Raw genomic sequence first — 15,973 nt, forward strand, 5'->3', positions numbered from 1 at the left:
CCGCCAAAATAAGGCTGGCATTCGCCAAAAAAATTCTGGCTGTCATCTCCAGAATGGCTAAGGTGAAGTTCTCATGCCCGCCAGCGCAGTGGTCTGGCGGCAGACATGGCGAGGATAAACACGAACTATGGAACCCAAAGCTGACATCGCAGTCATTGGTCTGGCCGTGATGGGCCAGAACCTGATTTTGAACATGAATGACCACGGCTTCACCGTCGTGGCCTACAACCGCACCGTGTCCAAAGTGGACGAATTCCTGGCCAACGAAGCCAAAGGCACCCGCGTCCTGGGCGCCCACAGCATCCCGGAAATGGTGTCCCTCCTCAAGCGCCCCCGCCGCGTCATGCTCATGGTCAAGGCCGGCAAGGCGGTGGATGAATTCATCGAGCAGCTCCTCCCCCACCTCGAGCCGGGCGACATCATCATTGACGGCGGCAATTCCCTCTACCAGGACACCATGCGCCGCACCGCTTACGTCGAGTCCAAGGGCCTCCTCTACATCGGCACCGGCGTCTCCGGCGGCGAAGAAGGCGCCCGCCGCGGCCCCAGCATCATGCCCGGCGGCTCCCCGGCGGCCTGGCCCCACGTCAAACCCATCTTCCAGGCCATCGCCGCCAAGGTGGCCGACGGCTCCCCCTGCTGCGACTGGGTGGGCGAAAACGGCGCCGGTCACTTCGTCAAAATGACCCACAACGGCATTGAGTACGGCGACATGCAGCTCATTTGCGAGGCCTACCACCTCATGAAAGACGGCCTCGGCATGACCCCCGATGAAATGCACCAGGTCTTCGCCGAATGGAACAAGGGCGAGCTCGACTCCTATCTGATTGAAATCACCCGCGACATCCTCGCCTTCAAGGACGACGACGGCGCGCCGCTGGTGGACAAAATCCTCGACACTGCCGGCCAGAAGGGCACCGGCAAATGGACGGTCATCGCCTCCCAGGAAATGGGCATCCCCATCACCTTGATTGCCGAGGCCGTGTACTCCCGTTGCATCTCCGCCATGAAAGACGAGCGGGTCATTGCCTCCCAACATTTCTCCGGCCCCAAGCCGCGCATCGCCGGCGACCGCCAGACCTTCATCAACGACATCCGCAAGGCCCTCTACGCCTCCAAAATCATCAGCTACACCCAGGGCTACATGCTGCTCCGCGCCGCCGCCCAGGAATACAAGTGGAATCTCAACTACGGCGGCATTGCCCTCATGTGGCGCGGCGGCTGCATCATCCGCAGCGTCTTCCTCGGCAAAATCAAGGAAGCCTTCGACAAGAACCCGCAGCTCACCAGCCTGCTGCTCGATCCCTTCTTCAAGAAGGAAATCAAACGCTGCGCCTCAAGCTGGCGCAAGGTCGTGGCCACCGCCGTCCGCAAAGGCATCCCCGTCCCCGCCTTCAGCACCGCCCTGGCGTTCTTCGACGCCTTCCGCAGCGAGCGCCTCCCTGCCAACCTCTTGCAGGCTCAGCGCGATTACTTCGGCGCCCACACCTACGAGCGCGTGGACAAACCGCGCGGCCAGTTCTTCCACACCAATTGGACCGGCCGCGGCGGCACCACCTCCGCCAGCACCTACACGGTCTAAAATAACGCGACCCTCGCGCCTGCGCCGTCCGCATCGCCGGACGGCGCTTTTTTTTCATTCCAGGTCCAGCCGCCAGCGCCCCAGCAGATGCAGATTGTCCAGCCACACCTCCTGCGGGCCGTCCGCCTGGATTTCCAGCGTCACCAAATCCAGCTTGCCACGATGCTCCTCGGGAATGACATCAAACAACGTCTCCACCTTGGCCCACCGGCCCTCCACCGCTTGCGCCGCCGGCACCGCAAACACCATCTGGTTGGGGGTCCCGTAGTCCGTGATGAACGCCCACCGCAGCGTGGCCCGCCCGGCCGGCGTCCGCGCATACAAGCCCAGCCCCCGCGCCTGAAACAAATCCAGATGCCACCCCCGCACCACCGTGGTGGCCACCGTCACGCTCCGGCGCCCCGGCGGCAACGCCACCCGCAGCGCCGCATAACCATTGTACGCATTGGTGTGCGCGGCCAGCGCGTGTCCCGCCGGCACGCTCCCATGCCAGCGCCAGTTGTCCCACCCCTCCTCAAAACCCTCCAAAAACGGCCAGAACGGCCGCGCAATCTCCTCCAGCCCCGCCTCCCCCGGATGGCACACGCGCATGGGAGAAATATTGGTGGCCTGCGCCGGCACGGCCACCGCCAGAAAATACACCAGCGGCACCTCCAGATGCGGCACCGGCACGGTGACATCCCATGTCCCCGTCCGCCGCGTCAACGGCGTGGCGCGCCATGCCCGGGCCGCCCAATGCCCCGGCGCATCCAGACTGTGCCACAACACCACGCTGGCGTTGGTGGGCAGACCGGAATCAGCCCAGCTCACCTTCAACTTGCCCGCCACCCCCTCGCAACGCAGCGACTCAAATCCGTTGGTGACGGGCTGCATCCACCCCTGCGGATAACCGGGCGCGCCCTCCACCCACCGGTCGCCCGCCGGCGCGCTGGCGCCCTCGGCCCCGCCAAGCGAGACCCCCGCCAGCCCCAGCAGGACCACCGCCCCGGCGCCGCGCCGGAGCCAGCCGCCAAACCCACGCGCCCGCCCGTTCATCGTTATTTGTCCGACTTCTGCGAGCGGCTGCCCCCCTTGCCGCCGGCGGTCAGTATCGTGCCCGTGAGCACGCCAATCGCAAAAAACACATAATACATGATTGCCGCCGGCTGCTTCACTTTATTCGGCAAAATCAGCGGCATGTGAAACTCCACCGTCTGGCGGTTTTCCATCCCCATCAACACCAGCAACAGCAGCACCACGATGAGAAACAGGGTCTTGAGCAGCAACTTGGTATTCATAAAAAAATCTTCAGCCCGGCCAGACATTACGCGCGCCGCCAGCCCTGAAAAGCAAAAAACTCGCCCCGCCCGCGCCGCCACCGCGCTTCGCTGCACCCCCCGTTCCGGCCTGTATTTGAAATACGACTTGCCGGACCCCTCCAATCAGACATAATCCGACTGGCCAGCATGACCTAATGTGGTAGCTTTGCAGGGCAGCCGCTGCTGGGCAGCGGAACTGCCAGCGAATGATTTTAGTTATGCGCGGCTCAAAAACCGAAGCGAAGGCAGCGGACTGGGAGGCCGGCCTGACCGCAGGCCCGGCCGCCCAGGACTCCGGCCGGCCCAAGCTGCTGATTGTGGACGACGATGCCGGCCCGCGCAATTCCCTCAAAATCATCTTCCACGACGACTACGAAGTGTTCACCGCCGCCAGCGGCGAGGAGGCCCTCGAAATCATCAAACAGCATACCATCAATGCCGCCATCCTCGACATCCGCATGTCCGGCATGTCCGGCATTGATTTGCTGGGACAAATCCGCACCCAGGACCCGGACGTCGCGGTCATCATGCTCACCGCGTATGAGACGGTCGAAACCGCCCGCCAGGCCCTGCGCCTGGGCGCCTGTGACTACCTCACCAAGCCCTTTGACCTCCTCACCATGCGCGCCGCCGTCGCCAAGGCCGTCGAGCGCAACCGCTGCGCCCGCCGCTTCCGCGCCAATGAAGAAGCCCTCAAGCAGATTCAATCCCAGTTGCACGAATACCAGGTGCGCGAGGAAATGGCCCGCAAACAGGGCGAAATCTACAGCATGGTCCTCCATGACATCAACAACCCCCTCACCGTCATCTCCGGCCTCGCCGTCATGGCCAACGAACGCCTCCGCCGCCTCCAAGTCCCCTACACCCCGGACTTGTCCTCCGTCCGCGAAGACCTGTCCCAAATTGAACAACAGGTCTTCAAATGCCTCGAAGTCTCCCGCCGCTACCTCGGCTTTGCCCGCCGCCGGCCGGGCGAAACCCCCGTCGTCAACGTCAACCGCGTGCTCGAAGATTTGCGCACCCTCCTCCGCCCCAACCCCCTCTTGGAGGGCCACGAGCTGCTCCTCGAACCGCCCCCCATGGAAATCTTTGCCCTGATTAATGGCACCGATTTAATCCAAATCCTGCTCAACCTCGTCATCAACGCCCTCCAAGCCACCGACATGCCCCATCAGGTCCGCATTGCCGCCCAGCTCATCCAGCAGCCCGTCCCCCCCGCCCTCATGCAGGAAGCCAATCACGCCTGCTTCGCCTGCCGCCTCGCCTTCCACAACCAGCCACCCCTGGTGGAACTCCGCGTCGCCGACAACGGCCCCGGCATCGCCACCGTCCCCATCAAGCGCATTTTCGAGGCCTACTACACCACCAAACAGGCAGGCAAAGGCACCGGTCTGGGCCTGACCATCGTCCAGCATCTGCTGGAACAGGCGCACGGGGGTTTGCGCGTCGAATCCCAACCCGGCCTGGGAACCACCTTCACCTTGTGGATACCCGCACGGTGACCATGCCAGCAACTCTCTGGCGCGTGTTCCCTTCCTGCCCTCCCTCAGGAAGGCGGGCAGCCTTGCCTTGCTCAGCCACCCGCACCACTCCCGCCGGCGCCAGGACGCCCCCGGCCATGACCTCCACCCGCGCCCATCAACCTTGAGCCATCCCATGGACGAAACCCAAATAGGCGCGCGCTGGCCCGAAACCCCGGGCGACCTCCCCGGCGCCGGCCTGCCCGGCCTGGCTCACGACCTCAAAAGCTGGCTGACGCCCGTCAAATCCTGCCTCCAGCTCTGGGAAGCCGGCGAAACGCAAAAAGCCCTCGCCCTGCGCCCCAACGCCCTCGAAAACCTCAACAGCGTCCTCCACTGCCTCGAAGCCCTCCGCCACGGCGCCACCTCCACCTCCCCCGCCATGCAGCCGGTCCACCTCCGCCGCCTGCTCGCCCAGGTGGCCGCCCAGTGCGCCGCCCTCGGCCGCGAAAAGAAAAACGAAATCCTCCTCGCCCCCGGCCCCGAAGCGGAAATCCTCGGCGATGAATGGCTCCTCCGCCGCCTCTTTCTCAACCTCCTGGTCAACGCCCTCCAGGCCGCCACCGCCGCCAGCCCCGTCCACATGGAAATACAACTCCTCCCGGCTCCCAACCCCCACGCCCTGATTGTCTTCCAGAACACCTGCGCCCCGGAAACCGCCGCCGCCTCCGAAGAAACCCTCCGCCGCCGCCTCGGCCTCCGCATCAGCCACGAAATCTGCCGCCTCCATCAGGGCGAAATGGACATCCACACCGACGACGCCGCCCAGCGTGTCACCGTCGAACTTCGCTTCCCCCTCCCCCCGCCCGGCCGCTGAACCCGCCCCCCGCTCAGGACGAAGCCGCCGTGGGCACCGCCAACAACCCCTGGCGCCTCAAGTCCACCGCCCGCTGTATCGCCTGATGCAGCGCCTCCACCGAAAACGGCTTGGCCAGAAATTCCACCACCCCCGCCGCCACCAAACTCGCCACCTCCGCCGGCGAGGCATTGCCGCTAATCGCCACAAATTGCAGCGCCGGCTCCACCACCCGCAGCCGCTCAATCAACTGCAGCCCGTTCATCTCCGGCATCGCATAATCCGTCACCACCACCTCCACCTTCCCCGGATGCTCCTGCACCACCCGCAACGCCTCCGTCCCGCCCGCCGCCGCCAGCACCTCGTAGCCCCGCATGTTGAGCATCAATTGCAGCGCGGCCAGCACCTCCACCTGGTCATCCACCACCAATACAGTGGGGCGTGCCACGCCCGGTTGGTCTGATGTTGACGATTTCATGCCATGATAAATAACTTCTGTCCCACGCCCTGCGGCCCCAGTGGCACGTACTGGCCCACCTCCCGCCGTCTCCCAGTGCGTAGTGGATTACGGACGCTGCCACCTGTCAAGTTGCTTTTCAGCAAAAGTTATTCACCATATTCACAAACATAACCTCCCTACCCCCCCGCGCCCAATCCCATCCCCTCTCCCCCCCGCCCCTGACCGCGCCGCATTTCCGCTTGCATCTCCCCGCCGCCCAGCGCATGTTTTACCCTATATGAAAACCCCCACCCAGCACACCCGGCCGCTTTCCCCACCCGCTCAACCTGCCAGCGCCGCCGCGCCCATGGCCCGCCGTGAATTCCTCTCCACCACCACCAGAGCCGCCGCCGTCTCAGCGCTGGCCGGAGTGGCCTTGCCCCACGTGCATGCCGCCGAAGACAGCACCATCCACCTGGCCCTCATTGGCTGCGGTGGCCGCGGCAGCGGCGCCGCGGCCGACGCCCTGCGCTCCACCACCGGCCCCACCCGGCTCGTGGCCATGGCCGACCTCTTTGAAGACCGCCTCACCACCGCCCACCGCAACCTCACCCAGGCCTTCGGCGAGCGCGCCGACGTGCCCCCCGACCGCCGCTTCCTCGGCTTCGACGCCTACCGCCACGCCATTGACAGCCTCCGCCCCGGCAGCGTCGTCCTCCAGTGCACCCATGCCGCCTTCCGCGCCCAACACCTCGAATACGCCATCCAAAAAGGCATGCACGTCTTCATGGAAAAAACCTTCGCCGCCGACCCCGCCGGCATCCGCCGCCTCCTCAAAGCCGGCGAAGCCGCCGCCGCCAAAAACTTGAAAATCGGTTGCGGCCTCATGTGCCGCCACTCCTCCGCCCGCCAGGCCCTCATCCAAAAAATCCGCCAGGGCGACCTCGGCGAAATCCACCTCATCCGCGCCTACCGCATGGACAGCGGCTACCTCATGGGCCCCTTCAACGGCCGCGAAAACGAGCTCCTCTGGCAAATCCGCCGCCCCTACCAGTTCTACTGGGCCTCCTCCGGCATCTTCATCGAACTCATGATCCACCAGGTGGACGAATGCTGCTGGATTAAAGACGCCTGGCCCGTCTCCGCCCACGGCGTCGGCGGACGCGCCCCCGGCCTCGCCGACGCCAGCCAAAACCTCCACTCCTACGCCATCGAATACACCTTCGCCGACGGCGCCAAGGCCTTCGTCACCGGCCGCTACCTCCCCAAATGCCACTCCGATTTCTCCACCTTCCTCCACGGCACCAAAGCCGCCGCCCAATTCAGCGGCGACATCCACGCCCCCACCGTCCGCGTCTATAAAGACCAGCGCATCACCGGCGACAACCTCGCCTGGCGCCCCGACAAAGAAACCAAAAGCCCCTACCAGGCCGAATGGGATGCCCTCCTCACCGCCATCCGCGAAGACCGCCCCCACAACGAAGTCCAGCGCGCCGCCTACTCCAACCTCGCCGCCATCATGGGCCGCGCCGCCGTCCACATGGGCCGCATCATCACCTGGGACGAAGCCCTCAACTCCCATTTCTCCTTCTACCCCGATGTGGACAAACTCACCGCCGACAGCCCCGCTCCCGTACGCGCCAACCCCCAAGGCTTCTACCCCGTCCCCGTCCCCGGCGTATGGACCGAAATCTAAAACAACCCAAAACCAACCCGCAACCACGGCCTCCGGGCCGCCTCGCCAGTTTTTGCAAAAAATTTCAAAAAAATTTTTCCAGGTCACGAGCCAAAAACCCCCAAAAAGGGGGGGCTCGTGACCTGAGTCATAAATCACTGATGGAGAGCAAGATGCTCATACTTGAGAAAATCTGTATCGTTAAAGAAGCAAACAACGTGCCAACTCAAAAATGGCCTCGTGACCTGGAAAACACTTGCGCCCTTGCGCCAGAATGGGTTATAAAGGCGCTGTCGGGAACGCGGTGAATGCCGAAAGGCAATGGAGACAGCCGCTCGGCGGCACAGGCGAACCGAAGTAAGCTCAGCCGGTCGGGAACGCGGTGAATGCCGAAAGGCAATGGAGACAGTTGGCGGATTTCATCCGCCTCAAGCCCCTCTACAAATTGGTCGGGAACGCGGTGAATGCCGAAAGGCAATGGAGACGGAAATTTTAATTAGCGTTGAAAACAGGGAAAGAGTCGGGAACGCGGTGAATGCCGAAAGGCAATGGAGACCGCTCGGCGGCGCAGGCGAATCTCAGGAGACTCAGTCTCCGTCGGGAACGCGGTGAATGCCGAAAGGCAATGGAGACAAGTGTATCCCTGGATTTTCTTCAGAGACTCCAACAGCCCCCGTCGGGAACGCGGTGAATGCCGAAAGGCAATGGAGACGCGGATTCCGCCGAATCCACTCCGATAATGCGGAGTCCTCCGTCGGGAACGCGGTGAATGCCGAAAGGCAATGGAGACGTCATTGCGAGGAGCTTTACTCCTCCGGGAGTGGATTCCTGTCGGGAATGCGGTGAATGCCGAAAGGCAATGGCGACCCGCCAGCTGGCGGATTTCTTCCGCCGTAAGCCCCTCTGTCGGGAATGCGGTGAATGCCGAAAGGCAATGGAGACTCTCCCTCATCAGTTGCTTGTTCAAGTCACCCATTCTCGTCGGGAACGCGGTGAATGCCGAAAGGCAATGGAGACGAAATGCTCCGCCGCAGTCTCCATTGTTCAAGACCATCCCGTCGGGAACGCGGTGAATGCCGAAAGGCAATGGAGACATTAAGCTGGCGGTATCTTCCGCCAGCTGCTGGACTTCAGGTCGGGAACGCGGTGAATGCCGAAAGGCAATGGAGACTCAGGGGGACGTTGGCGAGCCGTCCCCCAAACCGGGGAGCGGCGTCGGGAACGCGGTGAATGCCGAAAGGCAATGGAGACATTTCTTGCCCTTGCCCTTGCTTTCGGCGGAAATGCTCCGGTCGGGAACGCGGTGAATGCCGAAAGGCAATGGAGACGTCTCCATTGCTCCAGGCCATCCCTGCAAGAAGCAGGGTCGGGAACGCGGTGAATGCCGAAAGGCAATGGAGACCGTACTATAAGCCTTGTTAAGGATTGTCCACAAGCAGCGCGTCGGGAACGCGGTGAATGCCGAAAGGCAATGGAGACGCCTTTAATAATAACCACGGCACCTGCGGCCTGTGCCAGTCGGGAACGCGGTGAATGCCGAAAGGCAATGGAGACTTGCCTCTCGAAAGTTTTGGCTTTTTGACCGCCGAAGCCGGTCGGGAACGCGGTGAATGCCGAAAGGCAATGGAGACTCCCAAACTCCTTTAGCTCTTTTTAACAGAATCACTCGGCAGTCGGGAACGCGGTGAATGCCGAAAGGCAATGGAGACTATTTGCCCTTGCCTTTGACCGTGGCGGCGGCAACCTGGTCGGGAACGCGGTGAATGCCGAAAGGCAATGGAGACCGCCTTAGACTCCCTGGCGGCTGTCGGAGGCCTCCGGGAGGTCGGGAACGCGGTGAATGCCGAAAGGCAATGGAGACTAGTTGCTAGACTTAGTGGAGTGGATTTCTCCGGACCCGTCGGGAACGCGGTGAATGCCGAAAGGCAATGGAGACAACTGAAATTACTCTAACGCCACTTGCTTTCGTCTTTTGGGAGTCGGGAACGCGGTGAATGCCGAAAGGCAATGGAGACGCCGTGCTGAGTGCCTTATTCAGCACAGTCCAAATGCGTCGGGAACGCGGTGAATGCCGAAAGGCAATGGAGACACGCTTCCCTGGCGCTGTTGACTTCGCTCCGTGTTAGCTTTCGTCGGGAACGCGGTGAATGCCGAAAGGCAATGGAGACGCAGGGATGCCTTTAATAGTGACCTCGACTCCGGCCGCCTGGTCGGGAACGCGGTGAATGCCGAAAGGCAATGGAGACATACACGCCCCAAATGTGGGCGTTTGGGTCTCACCACGTGTCGGGAACGCGGTGAATGCCGAAAGGCAATGGAGACCCCAACGAGCGGGTCTTACCCACCGGAGTCCCTGAAGCGTGTCGGGAACGCGGTGAATGCCGAAAGGCAATGGAGACCGGCACACGCAAAACGTAGCAAACTTAGCCGCCAGTTGGGTCGGGAACGCGGTGAATGCCGAAAGGCAATGGAGACTGACTTCAGGGTCAAGGGCGCTTAGCTCCTCACAGTATGCGAGTCGGGAACGCGGTGAATGCCGAAAGGCAATGGAGACCGCGCTCAGCCGCTCGGCGGCGCAAGCGAACCTCAATAGGGTCGGGAACGCGGTGAATGCCGAAAGGCAATGGAGACTCTTCTGCGATGCACTCACCGAACGTGGGCGTGGGGATTTGTCGGGAACGCGGTGAATGCCGAAAGGCAATGGAGACACAGCAAAACCGCAATAAGCTTAGCCGCCAGTTTGCGGTTGTCGGGAACGCGGTGAATGCCGAAAGGCAATGGAGACACGGCCACGTCAAAACAATGCTTGGATAGAGGCAGATTATGTCGGGAACGCGGTGAATGCCGAAAGGCAATGGAGACAAGACTAATCCGCCAGTTGGCGGCGATGGGCATTGTGGCCAGTCGGGAACGCGGTGAATGCCGAAAGGCAATGGAGACAATGAGAGCCGCCAATTGGCGGCCAGAGGAGTAGAGATAAGTCGGGAACGCGGTGAATGCCGAAAGGCAATGGAGACAGAGGGTGTGGCCCTTGGTGTTGTCTATAACTCCAATCCAGGGTCGGGAACGCGGTGAATGCCGAAAGGCAATGGAGACGCCAGCACTTCATCGGGCGGATTGAAAACCCCGGCAGCAAGTCGGGAACGCGGTGAATGCCGAAAGGCAATGGAGACTGCAAGGTCAAGCGCGGGTACTGTGCCGCCAAGTCTGTCGGGAACGCGGTGAATGCCGAAAGGCAATGGAGACCGGAGGCGGCGGTGTGTCGAGATCTTCGAGGCTGCTGGTCGGGAACGCGGTGAATGCCGAAAGGCAATGGAGACCATTGGCCCAGTAGATTCCCCCACCATAGAAAACCCAGAGTCGGGAACGCGGTGAATGCCGAAAGGCAATGGAGACTCAACATATAACTTTGGTGTGATAGTCACCATAAGTTTGTCGGGAACGCGGTGAATGCCGAAAGGCAATGGAGACGGAGCGGGCCGAAATGACTTCCTCGCTGGCTGCGTTTATGGTCGGGAACGCGGTGAATGCCGAAAGGCAATGGAGACACCTCGCAGTCAAAACCATATCGAACTCATGCCACCAGGGTCGGGAACGCGGTGAATGCCGAAAGGCAATGGAGACCAGTGCTGACCGCCTCAATGAACTGTTCGAGGAGGCCAACGTCGGGAACGCGGTGAATGCCGAAAGGCAATGGAGACTCCGCGATTGAAACTGTGGACTTGCTCTCAGGAGCCTTGTCGGGAACGCGGTGAATGCCGAAAGGCAATGGAGACATCGGCTTCTTTCAGCACCAGTTTTGATTGCTTCAAAGGTCGGGAACGCGGTGAATGCCGAAAGGCAATGGAGACTTATCGAGGTTCTCCACAAGGTTGATAGCTATCAACTGCGTCGGGAACGCGGTGAATGCCGAAAGGCGGAGAAGTGTTCAGTGTTCAGTTAGCAGTGTTCAGTAAGAAATGATTGTCGGCAGCGCTGGGGGAAGCGGAGACGTAAAGAAGTTTCAAGTTTGAAGTTTCAAGTTTCAAGTTTGAAGCGATAGCCCCTTCCCCCTCGCTCAAGGCAACCGGAAGGACTGAACACTGAACACTGAAAACTGAACACTCCCGTGCACGCCGCCAGGCGTGCCGGGGCAAACTCCCCTCCGCAGGAGGGGGGAGTGAATGCCGAAAGGCGGAGAAGTGTTCAGTGTTCAGTTAGCAGTGTTCAGTAAGAAATGATTGTCGGCAGCGCTGGGGGAAGCGGAGACGTAAAGAAGTTTCAAGTTTGAAGTTTCAAGTTTCAAGTTTGAAGCGATAGCCCCTTCCCCCTCGCTCAAGGCAACCGGAAGGACTGAAAACTGAAAACTGAAAACTGAACACTCCCGCGCACGCCGCCAGGCGTGCCGGGGCAAACTCCCCTCCGCAGGAGGGGGGAGTGAATGCCGAAAGGCGGAGAAGTGTTCAGTGTTCAGTTAGCAGTGTTCAGTAAGAAATGGTTGTCGGCGGCGCTGGGGGAAGAGGAGACGTAAAGAAGTTTCAAGTTTCAAGTTTCAAGTTGGAAGTGAAGAGGCCGCCGCCTTTGCTCATGGCGTTAGGGGGGCATCTTGAAACTTGACACTTGAAACTTGTAACTCCCCTCCGCAGGAGGGGAACGACTGAAAACTGAACACTCCCGCGCACGCCGCCAGGCGTGCCGGGGCAAACTCCCCCCCCAACAATCACATAGTCAAAGCGGCGATTTGGGACTACACTAGGGGGGATGAACGGGTTGTGGCAACAACACCCTCTGCGGGACATCGCCGCGCGCGTGGAAGCCGGGCAACGCCTGACGGAAGCCGAGGCGCTGCGCTTGTTTCAGACGCGCGATGTGCATCTGCTCTCGGCGCTGGCCAGCGGGGTGCGGGAGCGGTTGAACGGGCGGCGGGCCAGTTACATTGTCAACCGCTACATCAACTATTCCAACTACTGCATTCTGTCCTGCCAGTTTTGCGCCTTCGCGCGCAAGAAACGCAACGGCGACGGCTTCGAGCTGACCGTCGAGGAAATCGTGGCCAAGGCGCGGGAGGCGCTGGGACTGGGCATTACCGAGCTGCACATTGTGGGGGGACTCCACCCCTCGCTGCCCTACCGCTACTATCTGGACATGCTGCGCGCCCTCAAGGCGCTGGACGCGCGCCTGCATCTCAAGTGTTTCACGGCCATAGAAGTGTTGCATCTGGCCACGCTGTCCAAAAAGCCGATGGAGAAAGTGCTCGAAGAGCTGAAGGAGGCCGGGCTGGACTCGCTCACCGGCGGCGGGGCGGAGATTTTCCGGCCGTCCGTGCGCGAGGCCATTGCGCGGGGCAAGGAGCCGGCGGAGGATTATTTGCACGTGCACCGGACGTGGCACCGGATGGGCGGGCGCAGCACGTGCACGATGTTGTACGGCCATGTGGAGACGCTGGAGGATCGGGTGGATCACCTGCGCCAACTGCGCGCGTTGCAGGATGAAACGGGTGGTTTTTGCGGGTTCATCCCCCTGCCATATCAGCCGGAAAACAACGCCATTCCGGTGTCGCATGCGCCGTCGGGCTTTGATACCCTGCGCACCATGGCGGTCAGCCGGTTGTACCTGGACAACATACCGCACCTCACCGCCTACTGGGTGGGGCTGGGACTCAAGCTGGCCCAACTGGCGCTGAGTTACGGCGCGGACGATTTGCATGGCACCATCGTGGAGGAGCACATCTTCCGGATGGCCGGGGCCAAGACCCCGCAGTTGCAAACCGAGCTGGCCATGGTGAAGGCCATCCGCGAGGCCGGCCTGGTGCCGGTGCAGCGCGACACCTTTTACCAGCCGCTCAAGGTGTGGGACGGCCCGGCGCCGCGGGTCATCGCGCCCGCCAGCGGGGCTGCCGCCATCCTGCAAAACAATCTGGCCACGGCGTGAATCATGAGCGGTGATGCTCCTCTTCCCCGGTTGCGGCTGGCGCCCCGCGAGGCGCTGGAGGACATGATTCACCGCGAGGAGCGCATCCAGCGGGCGGAGCAGCTTCAGAAAGAGGCCACGCTGGAAAACTGCCTGGCGCCCTTCCGCGTGGGCACTGTGCCGTATCTGAACGGCGTGCCGCTCACCCGCGGCCTGGAGCAGCAGGTCATTTACGCCACGCCGGCGCGCCTGGCGGAAATGCTGCGCCGCGAGGAGCTGGACGCCGCGCTGGTGAGCGTGACGGAGGTGCTCCTGACCGGCCGCTATGACGTGCTGGACGGCATTGCCATTGCCTCGCTGGGGGAGGTGTTGAGTGTGCTGCTGGCGCATCGCGTGCCGCTGGAGGAGGTGCGGCAGGTGCATTGCGACCCCGCCTCCCTGACCAGCGTCAATTTGTTGAAAGTGCTGCTGGCCGAACGCGGCTTGCGGCCGGCGCTGGTGCCGCTGGAAGATTACGCCCAGGCGGCGCAGAAGGAGGCCGTGCTGTTGATTGGCGATGTGGCGCTGGAGTTTTTGCTGGGGCCGCATGAGCATCAGATTTGGGACTTGGGCGCGGCCTGGCTGGAGCTTACGGGCAAGCCCTTTGTCTATGCGGTGTGGGCCTTGCGCCGCGGCGTGGACAACGAGCGCCTGCGCCGGCTGCTGCGCGAGGCCCGGGCGTTTGGCATGGAAACGCTGGACTACATTGTCGCCAGCCGCAGCGAGTTCAACTACAACTTCCGCAAAGACTACCTCACCTGGCATTTGCACTACCACCTGGGCAGCGATGAAAAAGCGGGCGTGGCGCGCTTTGGCGAGCTGCTCGAAAAACACGGCCTGGGCCCCGTGCACCCGCTGGTCTATGTGTACTGAAGTTTGTTAGTTTTCAGTGTTCAGTTTTCAGGGTTCAGGCTTTCCCCGCCTGCGGAGGGAAGTTGCAAGTTGCAAGTTTCAAGTTGGAAGACCCGGTTAATCGGGCCGCTGGTGCTCCAAGCCAACTCCTTGAAACTTGAAACTTTCAGAAACTTTTCCAGCCCTTCCGTTTTCCCCGCTTTTTGCCCAGCGTATGCTGGTTTTCCCCTCTCCCTGGGGGAGAGGGCCAGGGTGAGGGGTCAATCAAGTGCGTAGCGCAGGCGTCCTCGCCTGCGAGTTCCGCCTGCGTCCCGCAGGCCAGATAGGCAAGGGCAAAGCTCGGTTTTCTCTGGACCCTGCTGCTGGGGCTTTCCGGCAAGGACCCACATTTCCCGCAAACTTTTTTTGCGGAAACCGTACGCATAGGTAATAATTGGGGTAATGATGGCTATTAGTAATATATATGAGACGGGCAGCGCCCCCGGAATCGTGAATCGGCCGGTCTTGGCCGCCAGCAAGTTATGAACACCGCGACGGCCCCCACCCGCCTCACCGCGCCGCCGTTGGAAAAGGCGACCACGGCCGGCAATTACTTTGTTTCCAATTACCCGCCGTTTTCGTGCTGGAAACCGGAGCGTGTGCCCGAAGCGCTGGCGGCGCTGGAGCGCGCGCCGCAGCCGGGGACACCGCTGGGGTTGTACGTGCACATCCCCTTCTGCCGCAAGCGCTGCCACTTTTGCTATTTCAAGGTGTACACGGACAAGGATTCATCCGAAATCCGGCATTATCTGGAGGCGGTGGGCCGCGAGCTGGAGCTGTATGCGGAGCGGCCGTTTGTGGGGGGGCGGAAGCCCTTGTTTGTGTATTTCGGGGGCGGCACTCCGTCATATCTCTCGCCGGACCAGTTGCGGCATCTGGTGGGGCATTTGCAGCGGCTGCTGCCGTGGGATGCCGTCCAGGAGGTCACCTTCGAGTGCGAGCCGGGGACGCTGACCGACCACAAACTGGCGGCCATCCGGGAGCTGGGCATCACGCGGCTGAGCCTGGGCATCGAAAACTTTGATGACCACATCCTCGAAATCAACGGGCGCGCCCATCGCGCGCGGGAAATTGAACGCGCCTACCGGTATGCGCGGCAGATTGGCTTCCCCCAAATCAACATAGATTTGATTGCCGGCATGGTGGAGGAAACGGAGGAAAACTGGCGCCAATGCGTGCGGCGCACCCTCGAGCTGGCGCCGGACAGTGTGACCATCTACCAGATGGAAATTCCCTACAACACCACCATCTACCAGCGCATGAAGGCGGAGGGCAAACTGGTGGCGCCGGTGGCCGATTGGGAAACCAAGCGGGCGTGGGTGAAATACGCCTTCGCCGAGCTGGAGGCCGCTGGTTACACGGTGGCCAGCGCCTACACCGCGGTGAAGGACCCGGCGCGCACGCGCTTCATTTATCGGGACGCCTTGTGGCAGGGGGCCGACATGCTGGCGCTGGGGGTGGCCTCGTTTTCCCACATCGGCGGCACTCATTTCCAAAACCTGCACGACTTTGAGCCGTACCTCGCCAAACTGGACGCCGGCGAGCTGCCCATCTACCGCGCGCTGACCCCCACGCCCCGCGAGCGGCTCATCCGGGAGCTGGTGTTGCAGTTCAAATTGGGGCGCGTACGGCGCAGTTATTTCCAGGCCAAATACGGTGTGGACATTGCGGCGGAGTTTGCCGACGCGCTGCAACGCCTGGAGAACTGGGGCTTTCTGGAGCGCGCGCCCGACGGCGATGAACTGCGTTTCCACCGCGACGGCCTGCTGCAGGCCGACCGCCTGATTCAGGAATTTTTCCTGCCGGAGCACCGGCAGGTGCGTTACGCCTGAACCCAACCCGTC

At 61.9% G+C, this 15,973-nt stretch carries 10 protein-coding genes and 1 CRISPR repeat array; of the genes, 7 read left to right on the forward strand and 3 right to left on the reverse strand.

Annotation, left to right across the window (positions count from 1 at the left end):
- Positions 1 to 127 precede the first annotated feature (127 nt).
- Positions 128 to 1,582, forward strand: coding sequence for a decarboxylating NADP(+)-dependent phosphogluconate dehydrogenase (gnd, locus tag NXS98_RS13275; protein ID WP_283845496.1), 1,455 nt, complete (start codon positions 128 to 130; stop codon positions 1,580 to 1,582).
- 54 nt (positions 1,583 to 1,636) lie between these two features.
- Here gnd and NXS98_RS13280 read toward each other — a convergent pair whose 3' ends face one another.
- Positions 1,637 to 2,617 (reverse strand): hypothetical protein, encoded by a 981-nt coding sequence (locus NXS98_RS13280; RefSeq protein ID WP_283845497.1) that lies wholly within the window; start codon positions 2,615 to 2,617, stop codon positions 1,637 to 1,639.
- A 2-nt stretch (positions 2,618 to 2,619) separates the two neighbouring features.
- Complete coding sequence (locus tag NXS98_RS13285; protein ID WP_283845498.1) at positions 2,620 to 2,859, reverse strand: hypothetical protein; 240 nt, start codon at positions 2,857 to 2,859, stop codon at positions 2,620 to 2,622.
- A gap of 239 nt (positions 2,860 to 3,098) precedes the next feature.
- Between NXS98_RS13285 and NXS98_RS13290 the strand changes: the two genes are divergently transcribed.
- Positions 3,099 to 4,382, forward strand: coding sequence for a sensor histidine kinase (locus NXS98_RS13290; protein ID WP_283845499.1), 1,284 nt, complete (start codon positions 3,099 to 3,101; stop codon positions 4,380 to 4,382).
- Between the two features lie 154 nt (positions 4,383 to 4,536).
- Positions 4,537 to 5,217, forward strand: a complete 681-nt coding sequence (locus NXS98_RS13295; protein ID WP_283845500.1) for an ATP-binding protein — start codon at positions 4,537 to 4,539, stop codon at positions 5,215 to 5,217.
- Positions 5,218 to 5,230: 13 nt separating this feature from the next.
- On the opposite strand, the gene NXS98_RS13300 is transcribed toward NXS98_RS13295, so the two are convergent.
- Positions 5,231 to 5,674 carry a response regulator gene (locus NXS98_RS13300; protein ID WP_283845502.1) on the reverse strand — a complete coding sequence of 148 codons (444 nt, stop codon included), beginning with the start codon at positions 5,672 to 5,674 and terminating at the stop codon, positions 5,231 to 5,233.
- Between the two features lie 259 nt (positions 5,675 to 5,933).
- Between NXS98_RS13300 and NXS98_RS13305 the strand changes: the two genes are divergently transcribed.
- The 4 genes from NXS98_RS13305 to NXS98_RS13320 all read left to right on the forward strand — a co-directional run bounded on the left by NXS98_RS13305 (position 5,934) and on the right by NXS98_RS13320 (position 15,961).
- Positions 5,934 to 7,331 carry a Gfo/Idh/MocA family protein gene (locus NXS98_RS13305; RefSeq protein ID WP_283845503.1) on the forward strand — a complete coding sequence of 466 codons (1,398 nt, stop codon included), beginning with the start codon at positions 5,934 to 5,936 and terminating at the stop codon, positions 7,329 to 7,331.
- A 271-nt stretch (positions 7,332 to 7,602) separates the two neighbouring features.
- A CRISPR array of direct repeats spans positions 7,603 to 11,237; the repeat unit is 37 nt; unit sequence GTCGGGAACGCGGTGAATGCCGAAAGGCAATGGAGAC.
- Positions 11,238 to 12,050: 813 nt separating this feature from the next.
- A complete protein-coding gene (gene mqnE / locus NXS98_RS13310; protein ID WP_283845504.1) occupies positions 12,051 to 13,220 on the forward strand; it encodes an aminofutalosine synthase MqnE in 1,170 nt (389 codons plus the stop codon).
- 3 nt (positions 13,221 to 13,223) lie between these two features.
- Complete coding sequence (locus tag NXS98_RS13315) at positions 13,224 to 14,111, forward strand: menaquinone biosynthesis protein (protein WP_283845505.1); 888 nt, start codon at positions 13,224 to 13,226, stop codon at positions 14,109 to 14,111.
- Positions 14,112 to 14,611: 500 nt separating this feature from the next.
- Positions 14,612 to 15,961 (forward strand): coproporphyrinogen-III oxidase family protein, encoded by a 1,350-nt coding sequence (locus NXS98_RS13320; protein ID WP_283845506.1) that lies wholly within the window; start codon positions 14,612 to 14,614, stop codon positions 15,959 to 15,961.
- Positions 15,962 to 15,973 lie beyond the last annotated feature (12 nt).

Origin of the sequence: Fontisphaera persica, assembly GCF_024832785.1 — a bacterium.
GTDB classification, from domain to species: Bacteria; Verrucomicrobiota; Verrucomicrobiia; order Limisphaerales; family Fontisphaeraceae; genus Fontisphaera; species Fontisphaera persica.

Bases quoted from the DNA above. Each gene is read 5' to 3' on its own strand.
- gnd (WP_283845496.1), top strand. From the start codon at position 128: ATGGAACCCAAAGCTGACATCGCAGTCATTGGTCTGGCCGTGATGGGC.
- mqnE (WP_283845504.1), top strand. From the start codon at position 12,051: ATGAACGGGTTGTGGCAACAACACCCTCTGCGGGACATCGCCGCGCGC.
- NXS98_RS13305 (WP_283845503.1), top strand. From the start codon at position 5,934: ATGAAAACCCCCACCCAGCACACCCGGCCGCTTTCCCCACCCGCTCAA.
- NXS98_RS13300 (WP_283845502.1), bottom strand. From the start codon at position 5,674: ATGAAATCGTCAACATCAGACCAACCGGGCGTGGCACGCCCCACTGTA.
- NXS98_RS13315 (WP_283845505.1), top strand. From the start codon at position 13,224: ATGAGCGGTGATGCTCCTCTTCCCCGGTTGCGGCTGGCGCCCCGCGAG.
- NXS98_RS13320 (WP_283845506.1), top strand. From the start codon at position 14,612: ATGAACACCGCGACGGCCCCCACCCGCCTCACCGCGCCGCCGTTGGAA.
- NXS98_RS13295 (WP_283845500.1), top strand. From the start codon at position 4,537: ATGGACGAAACCCAAATAGGCGCGCGCTGGCCCGAAACCCCGGGCGAC.
- NXS98_RS13280 (WP_283845497.1), bottom strand. From the start codon at position 2,617: ATGAACGGGCGGGCGCGTGGGTTTGGCGGCTGGCTCCGGCGCGGCGCC.
- NXS98_RS13285 (WP_283845498.1), bottom strand. From the start codon at position 2,859: ATGAATACCAAGTTGCTGCTCAAGACCCTGTTTCTCATCGTGGTGCTG.
- NXS98_RS13290 (WP_283845499.1), top strand. From the start codon at position 3,099: ATGCGCGGCTCAAAAACCGAAGCGAAGGCAGCGGACTGGGAGGCCGGC.